The sequence below is a fragment of the Nocardia sp. NPDC004340 genome, assembly GCF_053602575.1.
The window spans coordinates 36566-61006 of sequence record NZ_JBSGDW010000001.1 but is presented as its reverse complement, the minus strand read 5'-3'; the positions used below and the strand labels follow the sequence as shown (position 1 = coordinate 61006).

Here is a 24441-nt window from a genome sequence, read left to right as displayed (position 1 = left end):
CACACTGTGCGATCGCGGATTCGCGCGATCCCTGTAGTCCGGGAGGGTTCATGTCCGCCTCGGTCCCACGGCGTCTCGGCCGCGCCGCCGCCGCGTTCACCGCGCTGGTCGCGGTGAGCGCCACCGCCTGTTCCGCTAGCTCCGATCGGGCCGGGGACACCGGCACCGCGACCCCGATCGAACATGTGGTGGTGATCTTCCAGGAGAACGTCTCCTTCGATCACTACTTCGGCACCTATCCGGTCGCGGCCAATACCGACGGCACCCCGTTCACGGCGCTGCCGGGCACCCCGATGGTGAACGGCCTGACGCCGGACCTGTTGACCCGCAACCCCAATCAGGCCCAGCCGGTCCGGCTCGGCGGCCCCGGCCAGCAGATCACCTGCGACCAGGACCACGAGTACAAGGACGAGCAACTGGCGCTCAACGGCGGCCGGATGGACCAGTTCGTCCAGCACACCAATGTGTCCGAGGGGAAGTCCTGCAAGCAGCCGACCTACGGTCCGCCCGGTCTGGTCATGGACTACTACGACGGCAATTCCGTGACGGCGCTGTGGAATTACGCGCAGCACTACGCCATGAGCGACAACTCCTGGACCACCACCTTCGGCCCGTCCACCGTCGGTGCGCTGAACCTGGTCGCGGGACAGACCCACGGCGTCACCCGGATGGAGCCGCCCGAACCGGGCCAGCCGTTTCCCGAGGACACCGTGCTGGAGAACGCGGGCAACCGCCAGGGCACCGTGGTCGGCGACCCGCAGCCCTTCGGTGACGACTGCTCCAGCCGCGACACCGTCCAGATGAGCGGCACCACCATCGGCGATCTGCTCAACAAGAAGGACATCACCTGGGGCTTCTTCGAGGGCGGCTTCAAGCCCACCGACACCAAGGACGGCAAGGCGGTCTGCGGCGCCACCCACACGGTCGGTGCGGCCCTGGGCGGCACCGGCAAGACCGGCGACAAGGCGTGGGACACCAAGGGCGACTACATCCCCCACCACGAGCCCTTCCAGTTCTTCCCCTCGACAGCCAACCCGCACCATCTGCCGCCGACCTCGGTCGAGCGGATCGGGCACACCGATCAGGCCAACCACCAGTACGACCTCACCGACTTCTGGGCCGCCGCGGACAAAGGCAACATGCCCGCCGTCAGCTACCTGAAGGCCCCCGGCTACCAGGACGGCCACGCCGCCTACAGCGATCCCATCGACGAGCAGCAGTTCCTGGTGGAGACCATCAACCACCTGCAGCGGCTGCCCGAGTGGAAGGACACGGCGGTCGTGCTCGCCTACGACGACTCCGACGGCTGGTACGACCACGCGGCTCCCCAGCTGGTCATGAACTCCGCCTCCGAGCAGGACGGCTACTCCGCGCCCGGCGTGTGCGGTGACGCGGCGGCGCGTCCCGCCAAGTATCAGGGCCGGTGCGGGTACGGACAGCGGGTTCCGCTGCTGGTCGTCTCGCCCTACGCGAAGGCCAACTTCGTCGATCACACGGTCACCGACCAGACCTCGATCCTGAAGTTCATCGAGGACAACTGGAAGACCGGCCGCATCGGCGACGACTCCTACGACGAGAGGGCCGGAACCCTGGACGCCCTGTTCGACTTCCAGACGCCCGCCCAGCCGGTGCTGCGCCTGGACCCGAGGACCGGCGCGGCGAGCTGACCCGAACCCGCCCGGCCCCTTCGCTTCGAATAGGCCGGGCGGTTTCGTATTCGGGCGGGGCCGGTTGGACCTATAGTCGCTGACAGTGTGTCGAGCGAGTAGGGAACAGGTGTGATCGAGCGTCGGAATGTGTTGCGGGGCGGGGTGATTCTGGCGACCGCGGGGGTGCTGGCCGCGTGCGGGGCGCCGCGGCGGGAGCACGCGACCGCGGCGTCGGGCAGCGTGGCCTGGGAATACAAGGCCGACAGCGTGGTCAAGGGGGTGCGGTACGGGGCCGGGACGGTCGTGGCCGAATCCGACTCGACGCTGACGGGGATCGACGCCAAGGCCGGGCGGGAGTTGTGGCGGCTGCCGATCACGACGCCCGGTATCGGGCAGCGGTCCTGCCTGTGGAACGGGGCCCTGGTGGTGCCCGGCGCCGAACCCGACGCCGCCGGGGACCGGGTGGTGGCCGTGGATCTGGCGTCCGGGCAACGGAAATGGGCCTTCGACGCGCCCGAGGGCGTGACGGTCGCCGGGGTGTACGGGGTTCGGGACCAGGTGCTGTACCTGATCGCGACCGAACACGGCGGCAAGGGACGCGAAGCGTGGGCCGTGGACATGGCGAGCAAGACGGTCCGCTGGCGGGTGCCCTGTGAGAGCGACGGGCTGACCGTGCCCGAGGGCGGTTCGCTGCTGTACAACCGGAAGCCGGGCAGCGGCGGCGATATCGTCGCGCTCGACCGGGAGACCGGCGAGACGGCCTGGTCGCGGGCGGGCGACAGCGCGGTCTCGGCGAGCACCATCGCATCCGGCCTGGTCAAAGGCGCGGTACTGGCCAGCGACGGCGCGCACACCGTCTCCGGCCTCGACCCGAGAACCGGTGTGGCGCTGTGGACCACACCCGCCCTGCCCTACGCGGTCGGCACGGTCTTCGGCTCCGGTGACGCCTACTTCCTCTGCGACGGTTCGAAACTGCACGCCATGAGCCCCGGCGGCGACACCTCCCCGCTGTGGAGCCTCACCGTCTCCGACAAGGGCGACGCCGTCGACGCCGCGGGTTACGGTTCCTCGGGCTCCTTCTACCTGCTGGCCGCCCGCTCCCTGCGCGCCATCGACGCCCGCACCAGCAAAATCCGCTGGATGCAGTCGATTCCGGACAAGCCGGGCCAGGAGGTCCACTTCGCCCTCGGCGACACCCACTGCTATGTGGAATCCGCCGCCGATCCCGCGACGGTCACCGCCATCGCGCGCTGATCAGCGCCGCAGTCCGCGGGCCAGGTCCTCGCCGAGCAGGACGAAGATGTCGGTGGTGGCGTCGACGAGGTCTTCGCGGGTCATGGGGAGATCGCCCTGGAGCCAGGCGGAGAGGGTGTGGACCAGGCCGCCGACCAGGTAGTTGGCGCGGAAGCCGATCAGGGCGTCGGGTTCGGCCTCGGCGATGCCGTAGAAGTCGATGCCCTCGGCGGCCACCAGATTCGCGAACGCCTTGATGGTGTGGGTTGTGCGGGTGCGCAATTCGGGGGTGGCGGTGCTGACGACCAGGGCCACCCGGGCCTTGCGGGGGTCGTCGGTGAGGACGCCGATGCCGGCGGTGATGGCGGCGTGCGCCTTGGCGCGGGTGTCGTCGGGGGCGGCGTGCAGGCCCGCGATCAGGGCGGCGGCCAGTTCCTCGGCGATCGTGTCGAACAGGGCCGACAGCACGGCGTCGCGGCCGTCGAAGTTCTCGTAGTAGTAGCGCTCGTTGAGGCCCGCGCCGGTGCACAGCGCGGAGACGGTGAGTTTGTCGAGGCCCTGGGTGCCGAGGATGTCGAGGGCGGCGCCGATCAGGGCGGCGCGGCGCTGGGTGCGCCGCTCGTCGGCGGAGACGCCGCCGTAGGTCCGTTGCCCGGTCACGAACCGATTCTGGCACGGGAGCGATTCTGGCAGAAGCTCTTGCCAGAATCTGTCATCTGGGGGACTCTGTTTCCAGATGTGGTGGCGGCCATCACACCGGACCGGGAGGCAACGATGCCTGCACAGAGTGGCTACTTCTCCGACGACTCGATGATCCGGCGGGTCATGCGCAAACGCGCGGTCGGAGTCACCTACGGCCAGCGGGCGCTGGTCATCGGCGCGGTGCATCCGCTGCTCTACGTCGGGACCGCCGAGAACACCCAGCACCGGACCACCCCGTACACCCGCCTGGCCCTCACCGGCCGCCTGTTCGAGGCCGTCTCCCTGGGCACCCGCGAAGAAGCCGACCGCGCACGGGAATTCACCCGCAAGCGCCACGCCCCGGTCGAGGGCGCGCTGCCCGAGTCCGCGGGCACGGCGAACCCGGCGGGCACCCGCTACTCCGCCAACGACCCGCACCTGATGTTCATGACCATGGCCTTCACCTTCGACTCCGCCGAGGTCATGCACGATCTGCTGGTCCGCCGCCTCACCCCGACCGAGCGCGAGGGCCTCTACCAGGACTACGTCCGCTGGGGCGAACTGTTCGGCATGCCGCGCACCGCCGCCCCCTACACCTATCGCGAATTCCGCGACTACTTCGACGGCTACCTGGCCTCCGCCGAACCCCACCTCACCGACGAGGCCAAACTGGTCGGCTCCTACCTGATGGGCCAGCGCGTCCCCCACCCCCTCCCGATGCCCGCCCAACAGGCCCTCTCCGGCTTCTCCCTCCTCGTCCAGGGCAGCCTCCCCGCCCGCATCCGCGACATGTACGACCTCCCCTGGGGACTCCGCGAAGAAGTCGCCTTCCGCGCCCTGGCCCGAGCCGTCCGCACCGCCCACATCACCCCACCCCTGCTCGGCAACCCCCTCAACGCCCCCATGACCGGCCCCAGCTACCCCCTGTACAAGCTGGTCACCCGACGCGAACAGCGCCTGATCGGCTCGGGCCGGGCCAGTATGCCGGGGGTGGATCCGCGGTCCTGGGTGGCCAGAAATACGGCCTAGCGGCCATGCGAAGATCGGTGCATGTCGAGTCCTGAAGCGACCGCTGAGCGTAAGCAGCGGGTACTGTCCGGAATCCAGCCCACCAGCGATTCCTTCCACCTCGGCAACTACCTTGGCGCGCTGCAGTATTGGGTGCGGCTGCAGGACGATTTCGACGCCTTCTACTTCATTCCGGACCTGCACGCCATCACGGTGCCGCAGGATCCCAAGGAGTTGCGCCGCCGCACCAAGGTGTCGGCCGCGCAGCTGCTGGCGCTGGGTGTCGACCCCAAGAAGTCGACGCTGTTCGTGCAGTCGCAGGTGCCCGAGCACGCCGAACTGGCCTGGGTGCTGAACTGCATCACCGGCTTCGGCGAGGCCAGCCGGATGACCCAGTTCAAGGACAAGTCGGTCAAGCAGGGGGCCGACAACGCCACCGTCGGGTTGTTCACCTACCCGGTGCTGATGGCGGCCGACATCCTGCTCTACCGGCCGCAGCTGGTGCCGGTCGGTGAGGACCAGCGTCAGCACCTGGAGCTGTCGCGAAACCTGGCGCAGCGCTTCAACACTCGCTTCAAGAAGACCTTCGTGGTGCCCGAGGCGCACATCGTGACCGGCACCGCCAAGATCTACGACCTGCAGGACCCGACCTCGAAGATGAGCAAGTCGGCGGCCTCGGACTCGGGCCTGCTGAGCCTGCTCGACGACCCGAAGGTCTCGGCCAAGAAGATCCGCTCCGCGGTCACCGACACCGAGCGCGAGATCCGCTACGACCCGGAGACCAAGGCGGGCGTGAGCAATCTGCTGGTCATCCTCAGCTCGCTCACCGACACTCCGATCGTCACGCTCGAACAGGACTACGACGGCAAGGGCTACGGTGACCTGAAATCGGATACCGCCGACGCGCTCATCGAGTTCGTGACACCGCTGCGCGCGAAGGTGCAAGAATACATGTCTGACCAGGGTGAACTCGACCGTGTCCTCGCCGCCGGAGCCGAGCGGGCACGGGAGGTCGCCGGGCGGACTCTCGCGCAGGTGTACGACCGGGTGGGATTCCTCGCCCGCTGACCCGGCCGCCGCGCGCCCAGGTGTGCGGAGGTGGCGGTGTTCGGGAATCTCGTCGACGACGTCGAGACGTGGATCAGGACGCAGATCCGGCGACGGCCCTGGCTCGACCATCTGGTCCGGGCCGGCGGCCGGTATCAGCGGCAGCGCGGCGACTACTACGCCGCGGGCATCACCTATTTCACGGTGCTGTCGCTGTTCCCGCTGCTGATGGTGGGATTCGCGGTGGCGGGCTTCGTGCTGTCGCGGAATCCGCAGTGGCTCACCGACATCCAGGACAAGATCGTCGAGAACATTCCGGGCGCCGCCGGCAGCTCCATCAACGATCTGATCCACCAGGCCGTGAATTCGCGGGCGAGCGTGGGCACCATCGGTCTGCTGGCCGGCGCGTACGCCGGGCTCGGCTGGATCGCCAACCTGCGGGCCGCGCTCACCGAGCAATGGGACCAGCCCAGTAAGAAGCGGAACTGGTTCGTATCCAAGGCGTCCGACCTGCTGGCGCTGATCGGGTTGTTCCTGGCCATCCTCGTCTCGCTGGGCCTGTCCGTGCTGGCGTCGAGCGGGCTGATCAGGAGCCTGCTGGACCGGATGCACATCCATCAGACGGCATGGATGACAGCGCTGCTCACACTGGTGTCGTTGCTGCTCGCGGTGCTCGCCAACTGGGCGGTCTTCGCGTGGATGATCGCGCGGTTGCCGTTGCACCCGGTCACCTTCCGCAGCGCGGCCCGCGCGGCCCTGATGGCCGCGGTGGTGTTCGAGGCGTTCAAGCAGCTGGCCACGATCATCCTGCGATCGGTGGTGAACGGCCCGGCGGGCGTGGTGTTCGGTCCGATCATCGGGCTCATGGTGTTCAGCTACTTCACCGCGCGGATCATCCTGTTCGCCACCGCCTGGGCCGCCACCGCCTCGGACAACGAAGTGGCCGAGGATGTTCCGGCGCCCGCCCCGGCGGTCATCCGGCCGCGGGTGTCGGCGGCGGGCGTCCCGGCGGGAGCGGGTGCGGCGTGGTTCGGGGCGGGAGCGTTTGCGGGCGTGCTGCTTTCGATGCTGCGCCGTCGTTGACTCAGCAGTGGCTGCGCAGGTTCATCTTCGCGACGAGCGGGTAGAAGTTCTTGTCGAACGAGCCCTCCGCGAACCAGCGGTACTGCTTGTGCTTGTCGGGCAGGTTCTGGGCGAACTTCGCCTGGTCCTGCGCGTCGTAGAAGTGCACATTGCGCAGCGCGGTCAGCACCGCGCCCCTGCTGTCGCGCAGCTCCGCCCACATCAGCCAGGCGTCATTGTTGCTCGACGAGGTGACGGTGCCGTCGAACCAGGCGTGGCCGTCGGAGTCGATGGTCCACTTGGCGCCGCCGAACAGGGTGCAGTCGCCGCTGTGCAGGTCGTGGTCCCAGGAGTACCACTTCTGGGCGGCCGCGGACGCGGGCCCGGCGGAGGTGGTGGCGCCGAAGACGCCGAGGGCGAGCACCGCGGCGGCCAGCGGGGCCAGGCGGCGCAGGCGGGAGCTGCGGGTGGTTTTCATGGTGGGGTCCCCTCCAGAGTCGTGACCGGGATTCCGGCGTGTGACCACTGTGCGAGGACCCACCAACGGGGCGCCAATGACGGACCAACGGCCGCGATCAGCGGCGGCGGCTCAGCCTCCGCGCCGCCAGCAGCAGCGCCACGACCAGGAAGACGCCGCCGACGATGAGCACGGTCCGCAGATCCTGGTGGTCACCCGAACCGGTGTCCGACTCCGGGGCGGCCTCCGACTGCGGCGCGGGCGGACTGGCCAGTGCCACCGAGGGATTCGCCGCGGCGGACCCGTCGGGCATGGTGCCGATACTCGCCCCGGCCGGGAGCGTGTAGGCCCAGTCGAGCAGTTTGGCCGCCTGCTCCCACGGCCGGAACGGCCGCACGTCCGCCTTGAGCAGGCTCACCACATAGCGGCGGCCATTGCGTTCGGCGGCCGCCACGAAGGTCTGCCGGGCGTCGTCGGTGTAGCCGGTCTTGCCGCCGATCGCGCCGTCGTACTCGAAGAGCAGATGGTTGTCGTTGGCGATGGGGAAGCCGGGATGATCCTTGTCGCCGGGGATCTTCGGGTCGGCGGGGAAGCCGGGGAAGTCCACCTGCTCGGTGTGGATCAGTTCCGCGAACAGCGGCAGCGTCATGGAATGCCGGAACAGCATGGCCAGGTCGTAGGCCGAGGTGCTCATGCCCGGCCCGTCCAGTCCGGACGGGGTAGCGGCGCGAGTGTCGAACGCCTGCAACTGTTTCGCCATCGCGTTCATCTTCGCGACGGTGGCGTCGTCCCCGCCCAGCTGGGTCGAGATGGCATGCGCCGCATCGTTTCCCGACGCCATGATGAGCGCCTGGAACAGCTGCTTGTTGGTGTACCTGCCGCCCGGGCCGATGCCGACCCGGGTGCCGTCGGCGTTCGCGTCGTCCTGGGTGCCGGTCACCACGGTGTCCAGGTCCAGGGCCGGGATCGCCACCGCCGCCAGCAGCACCTTGATGGTGGAGGCGGGGCGATACCGGCCGTGTGGATCCTTGGCCGCGAGGACCGTGCCGGAGTCCAGGTCCGCCACCTCCCACGCCGTCGCCGAAATCCCTTCCGGCAGCGGCGCGGCCCCCGCCGGCAGGATCACCCCGCACCCGCCCAGCCGCTTGCCCCCGATGGGCGGATCCGGGATCGGCAGGGCCGCCGGCGCCTTCTGCCCGGGTTCGGGCACCTCGGAGGAGTCGATGGGGGATGGCGGCGTGGTCTTGTTCGGGCAGTCGTCGGTATTGGGGGTGGTGAACGGCGTCGTGGTGGTGGCCGGCGCGGTGGTCGGCTCGGCTCCCGCGGTTCCCGGTAGCACCGGCCCGAAGGCGGTGCCCGAGAACGCGGTGAGGCCCGTCGCGAGCGTCGCGGCGGCGAGAAGGCGCGAATACCTGCGGTTACTCATCGCGCCCGACTTTATCGCCTAGTTGGCGGAGTGGTTGACAGGGCAGCCGTGGGCGAGTGGGCCGAGCAGCTTGTTGTTGTCGTAGAAGTGCTCGAGTTCGACGATGCGCAGGTCCTCGGAGACCTTGGCGATGGTCACGCCGGTCATCTCGATGAGCTCGCCGGTGGGCTGGTGGCCCTTGTACTCGCCCTCGTAGCGACCCCAGTGGCGCCACTTGAAGGTGACGGTCGGCGGGCCGGACAGCACCTCGAGGACCTCCCAGAAGAAGCCGCCGGGGAAGGCGGTGTGGAAGATCTTGTGCGAGGACTCGAAGTCCTCACCGGCGACGTCGTAGAAGGGGTTCTCGCCGATCAGGATGTTGTAGGACCCGATGCGCGCGAACTCCTCGGCGTCCTGCCACTGGCCGCCGTTGACGCGGCCGCGGTAGTGCTCGGCAACCAGGGAGACCCACTTGGCGGGGTCCTTCTTGTGCGAGACCTCCATCTCGAAGACCTTCACGAGCTCTTCGACGATGTGCTCCAACGAATCCGGCGCGTGCTGGGTGCTGCGCTCGACCGGGATGACTTCCTTGCTGAGGTGGTAGTCGGGCGCGCCCTCACGCCAGTCCTCCGGCGCGGCCGCGGCGATCACGGCGTCGCGGCCCTGCAGGTGCAGGGGGGTCTCGACGGATTCGGTTGCTTGGTCGGTCATTTCGTGCCTCACGTGTCCAGACCCCTTGTGGGGTCGTCGATCTCGAAAACGGACCGCATGACGGTAACAGCAGGGAGATGCCGTGTCGCGACGAGCATTTGAGACACCAGTACCAAAGAGCGGAATGGTGACACACCCCATTGCAGCCTCTCTGAACCCATGACACGACAAGAATTGACAGTCTCTGTAAAATGAGAGACGCTCTCATTATCGAGAAGCACTCAAATGATTGGAACTGTCATGAAAGCTGAGGGAGTGCGCCGCTGGCTGGCGCTGGGCGCCCTGGCCATCGCGATGCTGACCATCGGGCTCGATGTCACCGTCCTGACCGTCGCCCTGCCCACCCTGGCGACCGACCTGCACGCCGACACCTCCGCGCTGCAGTGGTTCAGCAGCGCGTACACCCTGGCCCTGGCCGCCTTCATGCTCCCGGCCGGCGCCCTCGGCGACCGCTACGGGCGCAAGAAGTTCCTACTCGGGGCGCTGGTGCTGTTCGGCGTCGCCGCCGTCGCCTGCGCCTTCGCCACCAGCTCCGGCCAGCTCATCGCCGGCCGCGTGGTGCTCGGGCTGGCGGCCGCGGTCACGATCCCGCTGTCCATGGCGGTACTACCCACCCTGTTCCCGGAACCGGGGGAGCGGCAGCGGGCCATCACCATCTGGATCACCTCCACCGCCATCGGCCTGCCACTGGGCCCGATCGTCGGCGGCTGGCTGCTGCAGCACTACTGGTGGGGTTCGGCGTTCCTGCTCAATGTGCCGCTGGTGATCGTCGGCGCGCTCGCCGTCGCCCTGCTGGTGCCGGAATCCAGCAGCGGCAACCGATTCCGCATCGACCTGCCCGGCGCACTGCTGTCCGCGGCCGGAATGCTCGGCGTCACATACGGTTTCATCCGCTGCGGTCAGGAGGGCTGGGGAGACGCCGTGGCCTGGACCGCCATCGCCGCGGGCGCCGCGCTGGGCGGGGCGTTCGTACTGTGGCAGCGCCGCACCGCGCACCCGCTGGTCGATCTGGGCCTGTTCGCCGAGCCGGGATTCCGGTGGGGCACCGTGTTCATGATCCTGGTCAACTTCGCCATGTTCGGGCTGTTCTTCACCATGCCGCAGTACTTCCAGGCGGTGCTCGGCGCGGACACCCTGGGTAGCGGCCTGCGTCTGCTGCCGCTGATCGGCGGCCTGGCCGTCGGCTCCCGGCTGGTGGACCGGCTGCTGCCCAAGGTGGGTGTGCGGGCGGTGCTGGTCACCGGATTCGTGCTGCTGGCAGCCGGTCTCGGACTGGCGGCGCTGATCACCGTGGACAGCGGGTACGGGTTCGCGGCCACCGGGCTGGTGCTGCTGGGCGTCGGCATGGGGTTCGTGATGCCCGCCGCCATGGGCGCGGCCACCGACGACCTGAGCCCCGAGCGGGCCGGGTCCGGGTCGGCGCTGCTGCAGGCGCTGCGGCAGGCCGGCGGCACCATCGGCGTCGCCATCCTCGGCACCGTGCTGTCGACCCAATACCGTTCGGGGCTGGGTGATTTCGACCGCGAGCCGATCTCCGACGGCGTGAACGCCGGGGTCGGCGTGGCCCGCAAACTCGGCGATCCAGCGCTGCTGGCGCACGTGCAGAGCGCGTTCGTCGACGGTATGAGCGCCATGCTGTGGGTGTGCACCGCCATCTGCGCGGCCGCCGCGGTGCTGGCCGCCCTGGTGATCCGCCGCAAGGATCCGGTCGTGCTCGACGAACTCGATGCGGGACAATCGGTCCATGTCGGCTGAGACTGCCTCCGCGACGCCCCCGGCCCCGGCGAAAGCCGCGGCCGGGGGCGGCCTGCGTGAACGGAAGAAGGAACGCACCCGCCGCACCATTCGCACCGAGGCGTTCCGGCTCTTCCGGGAGCAGGGCTACGCCGAGACGACGGTCGAGCAGATCGCGGCCGCCGCCGACATCTCGCCGAGCACCTTCTTCCGCTACTTCCCGTCCAAGGAACAGGTCGCCCTCGCCGACGACCTGGACCCGCTGATGATCGCGTCCATCGAAGCCCAGCCCCGCGACATCACCCTGCTGGCCGCTTTCAAACAGGCCACCCTGGACGCCTTCGCGGCGCTCACCCCCGCGGAGTACGCGTTCGAGAAGGAACGTATCGAACTGCTCTACTCGGTGCCGGAGCTGCGCGGCGCGGTCACCCAGGAGATCCAGCGCAACATGGTGATGGTCACCGAGATCGCCGCGCGCTGGACCGGGCGCGCCGCCGACGACTTCGAGGTGATGGCCTTCGCCGGCGCGCTCACCGGGGCCATGATGGCGTTCATCGACCAGTATCCGTTCTCGCCGGACCAGATCGTGCGTGTCATCGAATTCCTCGATGGGGGAATGACCTCGCTCTAGACCGGTTTCACGCCCACCAGCCGCGCCACCGTGTCGTCGGTCATGGTCTCGAAGAACCCGCCCACCACGTCCTCGATCTCGGTGACCGATTCGGCGCAGTACAGCACCGGCTGATAGTGCGTGATGTCGTACACGATGGTCCCCATGGCGTGGATGTCCAGCGGCCGCAGGTCGGCGTCGCGGAACTCCTCGATCTCCCCGTACGAGGACAGCAGTCCCGCACCGTAGCAACGCACTTCGCCGTGTTCGCGCAGCACCCCGAACTCGAGCGAGAACCAGAACACGTCGGCCAGGAACTTCAGCGCCCGCTCGGTCTCCAGCCGGGCCACCGCCGCGCCGACCGTCTCGTACAGGGCCGCGAAGCGCGGGCTCGCCAATTGATTGGCGTGGCCGATGATTTCGTGGATGGCGTCCGGCTCGGGCGTGTACAGCGGCGCCGAGTGATGGCGAATGTACTGGGTGGAGTGGAAGGTTCGATCCGCGAAGGACCCGAAGAACTGCCGCAGCGGCACCAGTCCGGCGGCGGGCGCGTACCGGAATCCGGTGAGCGGCACCAGCTTCGCGGACACCTCGTCCAATTGCGGAATGTGGTCCGACGGCAGCCCCAGTCGTTCGGCCGCGTCGATGACCTCCGCGCACGCGTACTTCGCCCGCTTGCGGGCCAGCTCGGCGGACACGATCCGCCACACTTCCTGCTCCGCGGCGGTGTACTCGACGTGCGGTACGGGATCGCCCGCGCGGTAGTCGAGGGCCATGGCCGCGATGGCATTGCGGCGGGTCCGGTACGCCGGATCGTGCACGCCCGGATGCTCGTCGCTCAGGTGCACCGTCACATCGCCGTCGGCCCCCTTCGTGACCGGCGAGTACAGCTGGGCCTCGGTGAACATACTTCGATGCAAGCACCGACCGGTGATCTAGACAACGAACGGCAGCCCAGCTGGTCAGTTTGACCAGCTGGGCCGCCATTTTGTCCGTGAATTCCGGACGGTGATCCACCGTCAGCTAGGCATTCGGTCCCGTTTGCAGCCGGGCCGAACACCGTGCTCGCGTCAGCGGGCCGCGTGCTCGGGGTCGAGCAGGGCCGGCACCCGGGTCTCCCGGTCCGGGCCCTTGGCCTCCGCGAGGAACTCCCGGCTGAACATCGCCGACAGGATCGCGATGCCGCCGCGGTGGATCCGGAACTCGCTGGTGGTGGCGGAACCGGTCAGTCGGATGACGCGGCCGGCGACCTGACGGGGGCGGGTCATGTCCTTGACCCGGCCGCGGCCGGTCCAGGACAGCTCGGAGGCGTCGATGACCGCGTCCTCGGGGACCAGCAGTTTCACCATGGCGTGGTCGAGGTCGGCGTGGATCACGATCTCCCCGTCCCCGGCGATCCGCGGCGAGCGCAGGTCCAGGACGGCGCTGCCGTAGCGGACCTTCACCTGGAACGCGGCGGCGTCGGTCCAGTCGCCCAGGTGCTTGGTGGTGTCGTGATCGGTGTGGATCTTGACGGTGTCGGTGGTCTTCATGGCCTTGGTCCCTTCGAGGAGTCGGTGCTGGTCGGGTTCGCCTGCTCCTCAATAGTGACACGGTGACTAGTTGCAAAGCAACTAGTTCGGAGAAACTAGTTTTCGGGCACCTAGTAAGGTGGTTGACATGACAGCTTCGACTCCGGCCGCGCGGTTCAAGCGCTCGCCCTTGGCCATGGCGGTGCTCGGCATCCTGCACCTGGAACCGATGCACCCCTACGCCATCCAGCGCCGGATCAAGGAGTGGGGCAAGGACAAGGTCATCAATGTCGGCCAGCGGGCGCAGCTGTACAAGACGATCGCGCGGCTACAGGACGCGGGCCTGGTGGCCGTCCGCGAGACCGTCCGCGACCAGCAGTACCCCGAGCGCACCGTCTACGAGATCACCGACGACGGCCGGACCGCCTGCCTCGCGTGGATCGACGACATGGTCGCGACGCCGCGCAACGAATTCCCGGAATTCCCTGCGGCACTGTCGTTTCTGATGCTGCTGCCGCCCGACGCGGCCCGGATCGAACTCGGCCGGCGGGCCGACGCCGTACGCGCCGCGCTCGAGGAGATCGAGGCGGGCCTGGCGGGGGCCACCGAGTTCGGCCTCCCGCGCGTCGTGTTGCTCGAGGACGAGTATCAGCGCGCCGTCACGGCAGCCGAATTGCATTGGCTGCAGGGCGTTCTCGCGGATCTCGCCGACGGCAGCCTCACCTGGTCCTGGGAAATGCTGGCCCCCTTCCAGGACCGGTCCCCGGCCTGACGAACGAAAGCCGCCCGCATCCGAAGATGCGGGCGGCCTTGGTGTTTCGGGCTATGCCGGACTCAGCGGGCGAACAGCAGCGCGCGCTTGACTTCCTGGATCGCCTTGGTGACCTCGATGCCACGGGGGCACGCGTCGGTGCAGTTGAAGGTGGTGCGGCAGCGCCACACACCCTCGACATCGTTGAGGATGTCCAGACGCTCGCGGGCGCCCTCGTCACGGCTGTCGAAGATGAAGCGGTGCGCGTTCACGATCGCGGCCGGGCCGAAGTAGCTGCCGTCGCTCCAGTACACGGGGCAGGAGGTGGTGCAGCAGGCGCACAGGATGCACTTGGTGGTGTCATCGAAGCGGGCGCGGTCGTGCTGGGACTGGATGCGCTCGTAGGTCGGCTCGTTGCCCTTGGTGATCAGGTAGGGCTTGACCGCCTTGAACGCGTCGAAGAACGGCTCCATGTCCACCACGAGGTCCTTCTCCACGGGCAGGCCGCGGATCGGCTCGACGGTGACCGTCAGCTCCTTGCCGCCCTTGGGCAGCATGTCCTTCATGAGGATCTTGCACGCCAGGCGGTTGACGCCGTTGATGCGCATGGCATCCGAGCCACACACGCCGTGCGCGCAGGAGCGACGGAAGGTGAGCGTGCCGTCCAGGTAGGACTTGATGTAGATCAGCACGTTCAGGAACCGGTCGGTCGGCAGCACGGGGACCTTGAACTCGTCCCAGTGCTGGCCCTGCCCGTCCTCCGGGTTGAAGCGGGCGACCTTGACGGTGATCAGGGTCGACCCGTCCGGCACCGGAGCCGGCTTCTGCGGCGTTTCAGCGACAGCAGTCATCAGTACTTACGCTCCATCGGCTCGTAGCGGGTCTGCACAACCGGCTTGTAGTCCAGGCGGATGTCGGAGATGAGCTCCGGGCTCTGCTTGTAGGCCATGGTGTGCCGCATGAAGTTGACGTCGTCGCGGTCCGGGTAGTCCTCGCGCGCGTGGCCGCCACGGGACTCCTTGCGGTTCACCGCACCCGCCACGGTCACCTCGGCCAGCTCCAGCAGGAAGCCCAGCTCGACGGCCTCGAGCAGGTCGCTGTTGTAGCGACGGCCCTTGTCCTGCACGGTGATCCGCGAGTAGCGCTCCTTGAAGACCTGGATCTCCTCGAGCATGGACTTCAGCGACTCCTCGGTGCGGTACACACCGGCCTTGTCGTCCATGGAGTTCTGCAGCTCGGTGCGGATGTCGGCGACGCGCTCGTTGCCGTGCTCGCCCAGCAGGTTGGCCAGCCAGTCCTGCACCATCTGCGCCGGGTTCTCCGGCATCTCGACGAACTCGGCGCGCTGCGCGTACTCGGCGGCCGCGATGCCCGCGCGCCGGCCGAACACGTTGATGTCCAGCAGCGAGTTGGTGCCCAGACGGTTGGCGCCGTGCACGGAGACACAGGCGCACTCACCGGCGGCGTACAGGCCGGGCACGATGTCGGTGTTGTTGCGCAGCACCTCGCCGCGGATGCGGGTCGGGATGCCACCCATCACGTAGTGACAGGTCGGCATGACCGGCACCGGCTCCTTGACCGGGTCGACGCCCAGGTAGGTGCGGGCGAACTCGGTGATGTCGGGGAGCTTCTCCTCGAGCACGTCCTCACCGAGGTGGGTCACGTCGATGAGCACGTAGTCCTTGTTCGGGCCCGCGCCGCGGCCCTCACGGACCTCGAGCACCATGGAGCGCGCGACGATGTCACGCGGCGCCAGGTCCTTGATGGTCGGCGCGTAGCGCTCCATGAAGCGCTCACCGGAGGCGTTGCGCAGGATGCCGCCCTCACCACGGACCGCCTCGGAGATGAGGATGCCCAGGCCCGCGAGGCCTGTCGGGTGGAACTGGTGGAACTCCATGTCCTCCAGCGGAAGACCCTTGCGGAACACGATCGCCATGCCGTCACCGGTGAGGGTGTGGGCGTTGGAGGTGGTCTTGTACATACGACCCGAACCACCGGTGGCGAAGATGATCGACTTCGCGTGGAACACGTGCAGCTCGCCGGTGGCCAGCTCGTAGGCCACGACGCCGGTCGCGATCGGGCCGTTGGGGCCGTCGGACAGGATCAGGTCGAGCACGTAGAACTCGTTGTAGAACTCCACGTCGTGCTTGACGCAGTTCTGGTACAGCGTCTGCAGGATCATGTGGCCGGTGCGGTCGGCGGCGTAGCACGCGCGACGCACGGGCGCCTTGCCGTGGTCACGGGTGTGGCCACCGAAGCGACGCTGGTCGATCTTGCCCTCGGGCGTGCGGTTGAACGGCAGGCCCATCTTCTCCAGGTCGAGCACGGCGTCGATGGCCTCCTTGGCCATGATCTCCGCGGCGTCCTGGTCGACCAGGTAGTCACCACCCTTGACGGTGTCGAAGGTGTGCCACTCCCAGTTGTCCTCTTCCACGTTCGCGAGCGCGGCGCACATGCCGCCCTGCGCCGCACCGGTGTGAGAACGGGTCGGGTAGAGCTTGGTCAGGACGGCGGTGCGCACCCGAGGACCGGCCTCGATCGCCGCACGCATTCCAGCGCCACCGGCACCGACGATGACGACGTCGTAGCGGTGCTCCTGAATCGGTCGGGATTCACTCATCGAGGTGGCCTGTTCCTAACTGATGTTGGGGTCGAAGGTGAAGATGACGTAGGTGCCGGTGACCATGACCAGGATCATGGAGATGACCAGCGCCGTCTTCAGCCAGAAGCGGGTGGAGTCCTTGCGCGCGTAATCGTCGATCACGGTGCGCAGGCCGTTGCCGCCGTGCAGCTGGGCCAGCCACAGCATGGTCAGGTCCCAGAGCTGCCAGAACGGGGAGGCCCAGCGGCCGGCGACGAACGCGAAGTTGAGGCGGTGCACGCCGCCGTCGAGCATCAGCATGATCGTCATGTGGCCGATGACCAGGATGACCAGCAGCAGGCCCGAGGCACGCATGAAGAGCCAGGCGTACTTCTCGAAGTTGTTGCCGCCGGCGCGGCGGGGCGCGCGCGGGGCGTCGAGCGAGGCGGGGCGGTCGTAGGACTTACCGAGAACAGGTGCGGTCATGTCGGCTCTCAATTCGTCAGCAGGTAGAAGAACTGGCGGCCGACTCCGGCACCGGCGACGAGGATCCAGATCGCGAGCACGATCCAGAGCATCTGCCGCTGGTAGCGCGGGCCCTGCGACCAGAAGTCGACGAGGATGATGCGGATGCCGTTGAACGCGTGGAACAGCACGCAGACAACCAGACCCATCTCCATGAGGGCGACGAGGGGGTTCTTGTAGGTCTCGATCGCCCGGTCGTAGGTGTCCGGGCTGACTCGCACCAACGCGGTATCGAGGACGTGGACGAACAGGAAGAAGAAGATCGTCACGCCGGTGATGCGGTGCAGTGCCCAGGACCACATGCCGGGGTCGCCTCGGTACAAGGTTCGCTTCGGCTTGGCCGGAGCTTCTAGCGTGGTCATAGAGTGCGGTGCCTCCAACGTCGTTGATGGACCCGGTCAGAATCCGGCCGCGGAGCCTTCGGACTGTCGAAACCACCTGCTCACGAGCGGAATCAACATCCGGTGGCAGTGCTGCAGGCCCGTTGTCGGGAACCTGAACCGATCTGTCGTGAACTCTAAACCCAGCTTTGGAGGGGAACTAATTCGGCGTGCCGCGCGTTGGCTCAAATTGTTGTGAGTTAGGTTTGCCTTTCCTGATTTTCGCGACCAGGCAGAACGCGTAACACGGGGGTGCTGTCACGTCCATAGGAGGATGGTCCGAAATGTCCGATATTGACTGGAAAGCCCTGCGTTACAAGGCTTTTGAAGTTATGCAAGAGGCGTATGCCCCCTATTCCGGATTCCCCGTCGGGGCCGCGGCTCTCACCGCCGACAACCGCGTGGTGAGCGGCTGCAATGTGGAAAATGTCTCATACGGTTTGGGCCTCTGCGCCGAATGTGTACTGGTCGGTAACTTGATTTCGGGTGGCGGCGGGCGACTCCGGGCGGTCTCGATCTGCGATTCGCGAGGCGCGGTGCTCATGCCCTGTGGACGCTGCCGGCAGATTCTGCTCGAGCACGGCGGCGGCGATTTGCTCGTCGATCACCGCGACGGGCCAGTCACCCTGAACACGCTGCTGCCGGACTCCTTCGGGCCCGACGACCTCGCCGCTGGGCAGCGGTAGAAATCCGCTATAACGGCTGATCATCGTGGCGCGCGGGGGAATCCGTGGAAAGGCGGCCCAGCCCGTGCCAGGGTGGAGGGCGTGACGGTGCACTCGGCGGTGGACGTGATTCGGGCCAAGCGCGACGGCGGACAGCTCAGCGACGCGCAGATCGATTGGGTGGTGGACGCGTTCACCCGCGGGGAGGTCGCCGACGAACAGATGTCGGCGCTGGCCATGGCCATCGTCTGGCGCGGCATGACCCGCCGCGAGACCGCCCGCTGGACCCACGCCATGATCGACTCCGGGAAGCGTTTGGACTTCACCGATCTGGGCCGCCCCACCGTCGACAAACACTCCACCGGCGGAGTCGGCGACAAGATCACCCTGCCGCTGTCACCGCTGGTCGCGGCCTGCGGGGCCGCCGTGCCCCAGCTCTCCGGACGCGGATTGGGGCATACCGGAGGCACACTCGACAAGCTCGAGGCGATACCCGGCTGGCAGGCCGACCTTCCGGTCGCGCGCATGCGGGAGCTCCTGTCCGATCCCGCCGTCGGCGCCGTCGTCTGCGCCGCCGGAGCCGACCTGGCCCCCGCCGATAAACGGCTCTACGCGCTGCGTGACGTCACCGGGACCGTGGAATCCATCCCCCTGATCGCCAGCTCCATCATGAGCAAGAAGATCGCCGAGGGCACCGGGGCGCTGGTCCTGGACGTGAAGGTCGGGCGCGGGGCGTTCCTGCGCGAGGAGGCGCAGGCGCGCGAACTGGCCACAGCCATGGTCGAACTCGGCACCGACGCCGGGGTGCGGACGGTGGCCCTGCTCACCGCCATGGACACCCCGCTCGGCCACACCGCCGGAAACGCCCTGGAAGTCTGCGAATCCCTCGACGTGCTCGCGGGCGGCGGCCCCGCCGACGTCGTCGACCTCACCCTCGCCCTGGCCCGGGAGATGCTGGCGCAGGCCGGGATCACCGACGTCGACCCGGCCGACGCGCTCGCCGACGGCCGCGCCATGGACCAGTGGCGGGCCATGGTCCGCGCCCAGGGCGGCGATCCGGACGCCCCGCTGCCGCAGGCCCGCCACACCGAGACCCTGCGCGCGCCCGCCGGGGGCACCCTGATCCGCCTCGACGCCCTCGACGTCGGACTCGCCGCCTGGCGGCTCGGCGCGGGCCGGGCCCGGCAGGGCGACCCGGTGCAGGCCGGGGCGGGCGTCGAAATGCACGCCAAGCCAGGCGATTCCATCACCGAGGGGCAGCCGCTGCTCACCCTGCACACCGACACCCCCGAGGCCTTCCCGGCGGCGCTGGACCTGCTGCGCGGCGCGTTCACCATCGACGGCACCGTCCAGTTGCCGCTGCAACCCCTGATCCTGGACCGCATCACCGCCTGAAGATGAAGGATTCGTGCCGGTCAGCAACGTGACGGCAACGACATGCCGAACTGTCGGTGAGTCGGGTCAACAGTCCTGCCGCAGAACGGGAATGCGGCTAACGTTGCTACATGACTGGACCGACGCCCCTCACTCTCGCCTCGATCCGCCAGGCTCCCAAGGCGGTCCTGCACGATCACCTCGACGGCGGGCTGCGACCCGCGACGGTGCTGGAACTCGCCCGCGCCGCCGGATACGACCAGCTACCGGCAAGCGACGCCGAATCCCTCGGCGCCTGGTTCCGGGACGCGGCCGACAGCGGCTCGCTCGAGCGCTACCTGGAGACCTTCGCCCACACCGTCGCCGTCATGCAGACCCCCGAAGGGCTGCGCCGGGTCGCCCGCGAATGCGCCGAGGACCTCGCCGCCGACGGCGTCGTCTACGCCGAGGTGCGGTTCGCGCCCGAACAGCACATCGAGGCCGGACTCACCCTCGACGAGGTCGTCGAGCACACCATCGCCGGATTCCGGGAGGGCGAGGCGGCCGCCGCCGCGGCGGGCACCCCCATCACCGTGGTCTGCCTGCTCACCGCCATGCGGCACGCCGCCCGCTCCCGCGAGATCGCCGAACTCACCGTGCGCTGGCGCGACCGCGGCGTCGGCGGCTTCGACATCGCGGGCGCGGAAGCCGGCTACCCGCCCAGCCGCCACCTCGACGCCTTCGACTACATGCGGGCCAACCTCGCGCACTTCACGATTCACGCGGGCGAGGCGTTCGGGCTGCCGTCCATCCACGAGGCCGTCGCCTTCTGCGGCTGCGAACGACTCGGGCACGGCGTGCGCATCACCGACGACATCACCGACGGCCCGAACGGGCCGGTCCTCGGCGTGGTCGCGAACTATGTGCGGGACATGCGGATTCCGCTGGAACTGTGCCCCTCCTCGAACGTGCAGACCGGGGCCGTGCCCTCGCTCGACAAGCACCCGTTCGACCTGCTCGCGCGGCTGCGGTTCCGGGTCACCGTGAACACCGACAACCGTTTGATGAGCGACACCACCATGAGCAAGGAGATGCTCAAGCTGTCGGAGACCTTCGGGTACGGCTGGAGCGATCTGGAACGGTTCACCATCAATGCCATGAAGTCCGCGTTCATCCCGTTCCCGGAACGGCTGCGGCTGATCGACGAGGTGATCAAGCCCGGCTACGCGGTGCTGCTGGGATAGCGCCCGCCGGAAAGCAATTCGAGCCGCACCCGTGGGGGTGCGGCTCGAATCGTGTCGGGGGTCGGACCGGGTCAGCCCTTCTGGAGGCGGGCCTCGAAGACCGTCTCCAGCGCCTTCCACGCCTCCGACTCGGCCTGGAACGGCGGGTTCGGCGCCATCCGGGTCGGGTCCGGGTTCAGCAGGTAGGAGACGTACCAGCCCAGGGGAGTGGAGACCGCCAGCGCCGACTCGACGGCGTCGTCATCGGCGTAGTCGGCGGCGTCGGTGAACAATTCGACCGCCAGGTCGAGCTGATCGGTGTCCACGGACTTCGGGCCGGAGGCCAGGTCCTCGGACAGACCGGGCAGCACGTAGACGTTCTCGTCGTCGACCTCCACCTCGAGCGAACCGTCCACGGCGGCGGTCTGCACCTCGCCGTAGGTGCTCACCCGGGCCAAGTCGTGATCGTGGTCGTCGGCCAGGTAGCGGGCCAGCGCGCGCTCGGAACCGAAGACCGTGATCGAGCCGTCCTTGCCCAGGAAGATGGGCTCGTCGTCGACGTAGCAGCGCAGCGTGAAGAAGGTGCCGTCCGAGGAGATGATCTTCACCGGGTCGATGCCGACCTCGTGCCAGAAGGACAGCTCGCCCTCCTCGTCGTCCTCGTCCAGGTCGACGTCCTCGATCTCGTCGTCACCCTCGGCCGCGTCCTCGGCGTCGACGATGTTCTCCTGCGCCGCAAGCAGTTCCGCCTCGGCCACCGAGACCGCGTCGGCGTCCACCTCGGGCACCGTCACCACCGAGTCGATGGCGTCGATGACCTTCTCCCAGTCCTTGGCGATGGCCGCGCCGACCTGGTCCCACAGCTCCTCGCCCTCACGCCCGAGGAAGGCGCTCACCCCACCGGCCAGCGCGCCCAGTACCGGGTGCGAGCCGAAGAACTTGGTGACGGGATCGAGTTCGCACACGTCGCCGATATTGCGGACCATCTCGAGGGTCTCCTCGAGCTCGGAGACCACCTCCGGATCCGGGTCGTCGGCGGCCAGCTCGGGCACGCCGACCAGATCGAAGACGTACTGCTCCTCGGGCTCCAGTTCGGCCGCCGACAGACCGGCGATGATCTTCCACGCGGGATGATCCACCAGATCGTTGTCGGAGTTGGTGCGGATGAACGCGGCCAGCTCCGCGACGGAGTCGAAACCGTAGAGGTCTTCCTCGTGACCGAGGAATGCCTGCCACTCATCGTCACCGTCTCGCCAGCGGGGTGCCCAGAGGGTGACAAGATCGCCTTTGGTCAGGCCCAGCGCGATCGGGACGATGTCTCCAGAAGCCATGACCGGAAGCCTATCCAGTCGTCGCGTCAGGCACTATCCGGGTCGCCCCCAACATTTTTTGAAATCAGCGCGTCGTTCAGGCGGGTGATGATCCGGGCCCGCTGCGCGGTCGCCTCGGCGGCGGCCCGCCGCGCGGTCCACAGGATCAGCCGGGAGACCTCGGCCGGAGGCCGGGACGTCACCGACTCGGCCAGCCACAGGCCGGTCAGGGCGCCGTCGGCGTCCACCTCGGCGGTGACCGAACCGTCCTCGGCGGCGCAGCGGCCGCGGACTCCGCCCAGGTCGCGCAGGGTCGACTCGAGGGCTTCCAGCGTGTAGTTGACGCCTCGGAGCAGGGCGTCCATCTCGGCGCTCATCGGTTCCGCCACCAACTGGCCCGGCCGGTGTCGGCGTCGTCGAGCCGATCCAGCTCGTCCACCGCGGCCTGGCGGGTGGGCAGGCCGAGCCGGTCCAGGACCGTGTCGGGCATGCCCGCCGCGGCCAGCTGTTCGCGCCGCCGCGACCGCGCCACCAGCGCCGACCGCCGGGTCAGCCGGAGGATCTCGTCGGCGAGAGCCTGTGCGCCGTACCGGTATTCGCCGCGCTCGAACCGGATCTCGACCGGCATCCCTCGATCGGTCGCCGACACCGTCACCGTGCCCGCCCGATTGCCCGACGCAGCCACCGTCACCGGCGGCACCTGCGCCGATTCCCGCGGCCCGCTCATGCCGTCGGCCGGTAGAAACCGAGGAACCGCATGCCCGAATTCTCCGTTCGTATCGGTCCGATCTGGACGGGATCGCCCGCCTCCACCAACTGCCCGTTCCCGATCACCAGCGCCACGTGCCCGTCCCACACCGCAAGATCACCGGGCATCAAGCCCCCTGGACCGACACTCGGATGCCCGAGCCCCTGCTCCTGCGCCAGCCGCGGCAGCGAAACCCCCGCCTGCCCGTAGGCCCACTGCGTCAGCCCACTGCAATCCACCCCCACCCCCGGCGTCACCCCACCCCACTCGTACGGCGTCCCCACCGCACTCAACGCCTTCCGAACCGCCTCCGCCGCCCGCTCGTTCGGCGCCTCCACCCGACTCCCGTCCGGCAACGTCACCCACACCCCACTCTCGTGCGGCGACCCGACCGGCGAATCATGACCGGGCCCATTCGCCGTGAACACCGACGCGGTGGTGGTCCGCACCCCGTCATCCCTCGACCGCCCGGCCCCGCGCCGACCGTCGCCGCCCGCGGACGGCCCCGTACCGAGCAGGCCGCCCCCGATGGTCCGGATCGTGTCGCCGCCAGTGGATGTGTCGTGGCCCGCCGGAACTGTTGTCGCGCGGGGCCTAGGATCACCGCTCACCGCCGCGTGGGTCGTGCCCGCCGGAACAGTGCCCGCCGCGTCCGGCGGTCCGCCCGCCGAATCCGGAAGTGGGCCCACCGCACCGGGACCGGTCACCGCCGCGGGCGGAGCATCCCCCGCGTAGCCATCCCCGAGAGCGCCCGGCGCCACCACCGCCGGCGCCGGAATCGGCCCACTCAACTCCTCCATGGCAGCCGCCTCACTCGCCAACTCCGCCCGCACCCGCTCGACCACCCGCAGGGCCCGCCCGATGTGGTCGATCGCCGACGCGACAGCGGCTGTCGCGCCACCCGGACTGTTCCCTTCCGAGCTGAGCGAAGCCAGTTCCGCGCGGAACGCCCGCAGAGTCTCCGCCAATTCCCGCCGCCCCGTGGCTACCTCGGCATCCGCCCGGTCCAAGATCTCCGCCATCGCCCGCCCCCGCTCAGCAGCGGTGGCCGCGGTGGTCTGGGTCCGCAACGCCTTGTCCAACGCCGCGTCCCCGGCCCGCCCCCGCCACTCGTCATACATCCGATCCACGCTGCCCCGGCTCTCGGCATGCGCTTCATCGACAATCCGCACGGTCTCCCGCAACACGTCGGCAGCGGTGCTGCGGCCGGACCCGAAACTCCGGAGCAGCTCGACGATCGGCTTCTCCAGCTCCGCCGCCGTCACGTCATCGCTCATCGGCGAACCCCTGGACGAATTGCCCTGAACGGTGGCCGCTTTCGGGCAGTGGGGTGTCACCGTGAATGGGTGGGCTTGCCGCACAGGGGATCTGGATCGGGGAGGTCATGCGTCCAGCTCGGTGGCGGTGCGCAGGGCGGCGGCCCGGGTGTGGTCGTGGTCGGTGTAGGTGGTCGCGGCGGTTTCGGTGGCGGCGCTGGTTGCGGTGAAGAGGGTGGTGAGGTGGGCGAGGGTGGTGGTGTGGGTGGCGTGGGCGCGCGCGTAGGCGGTCAGCAGGTCGGCGCCGATCAAGCCGAGGGCGTCGGCGAGGGTGGTGGGGGCGGCGGTGGTGAGGCGCGTGGCGAGGGCGTTGGTGGTGGTCGCGTAGGTGGTCAGGCCATCGGGGTGGATCGAGACGTGCATGGTGCCCCCTTCTCGCCCGGTCGGCGGGCGGAAATGTGGTGTACCGGGTTGGACGCGGCTGGGGGCTGTTCGGTTCCGGGTGGGGAGAATTGCGGTGGAGGGATCTTCAGGGCGGGTG

The 24441-nt window shown here is 68.6% G+C and carries 26 protein-coding genes; 11 read left to right on the top strand and 15 right to left on the bottom strand.

The genetic code is table 11. From position 1 onward, the window contains the following. Positions 1–50 precede the first annotated feature (50 nt). Together ACWEOI_RS00285 and ACWEOI_RS00280 are read left to right on the top strand one after the other, a co-directional pair. A complete protein-coding gene (locus ACWEOI_RS00285; protein ID WP_452358550.1) occupies positions 51–1667 on the top strand; it encodes a phospholipase C in 1617 nt (538 codons plus the stop codon). A gap of 111 nt (positions 1668–1778) precedes the next feature. Beyond that, entirely contained in the window at positions 1779–2903 is a 1125-nt protein-coding gene (locus ACWEOI_RS00280) for an outer membrane protein assembly factor BamB family protein (protein WP_452358549.1), read from the top strand. Here ACWEOI_RS00280 and ACWEOI_RS00275 read toward each other — a convergent pair whose 3' ends face one another. Continuing rightward, positions 2904–3542 (bottom strand): TetR/AcrR family transcriptional regulator, encoded by a 639-nt coding sequence (locus tag ACWEOI_RS00275; RefSeq protein WP_357098711.1) that lies wholly within the window; start codon positions 3540–3542, stop codon positions 2904–2906. A gap of 114 nt (positions 3543–3656) precedes the next feature. Between ACWEOI_RS00275 and ACWEOI_RS00270 the strand changes: the two genes are divergently transcribed. The 3 genes from ACWEOI_RS00270 to yhjD are packed head-to-tail and all read left to right on the top strand — an operon-like array spanning position 3657 to position 6701. Further along, positions 3657–4592: an oxygenase MpaB family protein gene (locus ACWEOI_RS00270; RefSeq protein WP_433670891.1), complete on the top strand. Its 936-nt coding sequence runs from the start codon at positions 3657–3659 to the stop codon at positions 4590–4592. A gap of 21 nt (positions 4593–4613) precedes the next feature. Then, a complete protein-coding gene (trpS, locus tag ACWEOI_RS00265) occupies positions 4614–5639 on the top strand; it encodes a tryptophan--tRNA ligase (protein ID WP_433670893.1) in 1026 nt (341 codons plus the stop codon). A 30-nt stretch (positions 5640–5669) separates the two neighbouring features. Next, on the top strand, positions 5670–6701 hold the full coding sequence (yhjD, locus tag ACWEOI_RS00260) for an inner membrane protein YhjD (RefSeq protein ID WP_452358548.1): 1032 nt from the start codon (positions 5670–5672) through the stop codon (positions 6699–6701). A 1-nt stretch (position 6702) separates the two neighbouring features. Here yhjD and ACWEOI_RS00255 read toward each other — a convergent pair whose 3' ends face one another. The 3 genes from ACWEOI_RS00255 to ACWEOI_RS00245 form a co-directional block, all read right to left on the bottom strand. After that, entirely contained in the window at positions 6703–7158 is a 456-nt protein-coding gene (locus ACWEOI_RS00255) for a DUF6294 family protein (RefSeq protein WP_379271874.1), read from the bottom strand. Positions 7159–7255: 97 nt separating this feature from the next. Beyond that, complete coding sequence (locus tag ACWEOI_RS00250) at positions 7256–8563, bottom strand: D-alanyl-D-alanine carboxypeptidase family protein (RefSeq protein WP_452358547.1); 1308 nt, start codon at positions 8561–8563, stop codon at positions 7256–7258. 18 nt (positions 8564–8581) lie between these two features. Beyond that, positions 8582–9253 carry an ester cyclase gene (locus ACWEOI_RS00245; protein ID WP_357282202.1) on the bottom strand — a complete coding sequence of 224 codons (672 nt, stop codon included), beginning with the start codon at positions 9251–9253 and terminating at the stop codon, positions 8582–8584. A gap of 240 nt (positions 9254–9493) precedes the next feature. Here ACWEOI_RS00245 and ACWEOI_RS00240 point away from each other — a divergent pair, with 240 nt between their 5' ends. Together ACWEOI_RS00240 and ACWEOI_RS00235 are read left to right on the top strand one after the other, a co-directional pair. Then, the gene (locus ACWEOI_RS00240) at positions 9494–11008 is read left to right on the top strand and encodes an MFS transporter (protein ID WP_452358546.1); all 1515 of its coding nucleotides are present in this window, start codon (positions 9494–9496) and stop codon (positions 11006–11008) included. Beyond that, positions 10998–11618 (top strand): acyl-CoA-like ligand-binding transcription factor, encoded by a 621-nt coding sequence (locus ACWEOI_RS00235; RefSeq protein ID WP_452358545.1) that lies wholly within the window; start codon positions 10998–11000, stop codon positions 11616–11618. Before ACWEOI_RS00240 ends, ACWEOI_RS00235 begins: the two co-directional genes overlap by 11 nt. Here the strand turns inward: ACWEOI_RS00235 and ACWEOI_RS00230 are convergent. Together ACWEOI_RS00230 and ACWEOI_RS00225 are read right to left on the bottom strand one after the other, a co-directional pair. Further along, positions 11615–12505, bottom strand: a complete 891-nt coding sequence (locus ACWEOI_RS00230; protein WP_452358544.1) for a phenylalanine 4-monooxygenase — start codon at positions 12503–12505, stop codon at positions 11615–11617. The two genes, ACWEOI_RS00235 and ACWEOI_RS00230, sit on opposite strands and share 4 nt — an antisense overlap. Positions 12506–12667: 162 nt before the next feature. Continuing rightward, positions 12668–13129 (bottom strand): hypothetical protein, encoded by a 462-nt coding sequence (locus ACWEOI_RS00225; protein ID WP_452358543.1) that lies wholly within the window; start codon positions 13127–13129, stop codon positions 12668–12670. A gap of 127 nt (positions 13130–13256) precedes the next feature. Between ACWEOI_RS00225 and ACWEOI_RS00220 the strand changes: the two genes are divergently transcribed. After that, complete coding sequence (locus tag ACWEOI_RS00220) at positions 13257–13880, top strand: PadR family transcriptional regulator (RefSeq protein ID WP_452358542.1); 624 nt, start codon at positions 13257–13259, stop codon at positions 13878–13880. A 62-nt stretch (positions 13881–13942) separates the two neighbouring features. On the opposite strand, the gene ACWEOI_RS00215 is transcribed toward ACWEOI_RS00220, so the two are convergent. Genes ACWEOI_RS00215 through sdhC form a run of 4 tightly spaced genes read right to left on the bottom strand, consistent with a single transcriptional unit; the run spans position 13943 to position 17327 of the window. Then, the gene (locus tag ACWEOI_RS00215; RefSeq protein WP_379280293.1) at positions 13943–14710 is read right to left on the bottom strand and encodes a succinate dehydrogenase iron-sulfur subunit; all 768 of its coding nucleotides are present in this window, start codon (positions 14708–14710) and stop codon (positions 13943–13945) included. Beyond that, positions 14710–16479 carry a succinate dehydrogenase flavoprotein subunit gene (gene sdhA / locus ACWEOI_RS00210; protein ID WP_357098387.1) on the bottom strand — a complete coding sequence of 590 codons (1770 nt, stop codon included), beginning with the start codon at positions 16477–16479 and terminating at the stop codon, positions 14710–14712. The genes ACWEOI_RS00215 and sdhA overlap by 1 nt, the downstream gene beginning before the upstream one ends. 15 nt (positions 16480–16494) lie before the next feature. Further along, entirely contained in the window at positions 16495–16926 is a 432-nt protein-coding gene (locus ACWEOI_RS00205; protein WP_433670917.1) for a succinate dehydrogenase hydrophobic membrane anchor subunit, read from the bottom strand. Between the two features lie 8 nt (positions 16927–16934). Further along, positions 16935–17327: a succinate dehydrogenase, cytochrome b556 subunit gene (sdhC, locus tag ACWEOI_RS00200; protein WP_379105442.1), complete on the bottom strand. Its 393-nt coding sequence runs from the start codon at positions 17325–17327 to the stop codon at positions 16935–16937. Between the two features lie 302 nt (positions 17328–17629). Between sdhC and ACWEOI_RS00195 the strand changes: the two genes are divergently transcribed. From ACWEOI_RS00195 to ACWEOI_RS00185, 3 genes are all read left to right on the top strand, one after another. After that, positions 17630–18031 carry a cytidine deaminase gene (locus ACWEOI_RS00195; protein WP_433670919.1) on the top strand — a complete coding sequence of 134 codons (402 nt, stop codon included), beginning with the start codon at positions 17630–17632 and terminating at the stop codon, positions 18029–18031. An 87-nt stretch (positions 18032–18118) separates the two neighbouring features. Beyond that, a complete protein-coding gene (locus ACWEOI_RS00190; RefSeq protein WP_433673240.1) occupies positions 18119–19405 on the top strand; it encodes a thymidine phosphorylase in 1287 nt (428 codons plus the stop codon). Positions 19406–19515: 110 nt separating this feature from the next. Further along, positions 19516–20607, top strand: coding sequence for an adenosine deaminase (locus ACWEOI_RS00185; RefSeq protein ID WP_452358541.1), 1092 nt, complete (start codon positions 19516–19518; stop codon positions 20605–20607). A 71-nt stretch (positions 20608–20678) separates the two neighbouring features. On the opposite strand, the gene ACWEOI_RS00180 is transcribed toward ACWEOI_RS00185, so the two are convergent. From ACWEOI_RS00180 to ACWEOI_RS00160, 5 genes are all read right to left on the bottom strand, one after another. Continuing rightward, positions 20679–21917, bottom strand: a complete 1239-nt coding sequence (locus ACWEOI_RS00180; protein WP_433670923.1) for a primosomal protein — start codon at positions 21915–21917, stop codon at positions 20679–20681. Positions 21918–21943: 26 nt separating this feature from the next. Next, positions 21944–22273 carry a YbaB/EbfC family nucleoid-associated protein gene (locus tag ACWEOI_RS00175; RefSeq protein ID WP_452358540.1) on the bottom strand — a complete coding sequence of 110 codons (330 nt, stop codon included), beginning with the start codon at positions 22271–22273 and terminating at the stop codon, positions 21944–21946. After that, positions 22270–22623, bottom strand: a complete 354-nt coding sequence (locus ACWEOI_RS00170; protein WP_452358539.1) for a hypothetical protein — start codon at positions 22621–22623, stop codon at positions 22270–22272. Before ACWEOI_RS00170 ends, ACWEOI_RS00175 begins: the two co-directional genes overlap by 4 nt. Further along, positions 22620–23921, bottom strand: coding sequence for an NlpC/P60 family protein (locus ACWEOI_RS00165; protein ID WP_452358538.1), 1302 nt, complete (start codon positions 23919–23921; stop codon positions 22620–22622). Before ACWEOI_RS00165 ends, ACWEOI_RS00170 begins: the two co-directional genes overlap by 4 nt. A gap of 105 nt (positions 23922–24026) precedes the next feature. After that, entirely contained in the window at positions 24027–24323 is a 297-nt protein-coding gene (locus ACWEOI_RS00160) for a type VII secretion target (protein ID WP_452358537.1), read from the bottom strand. Between the last annotated feature and the right edge of the window lie 118 nt (positions 24324–24441).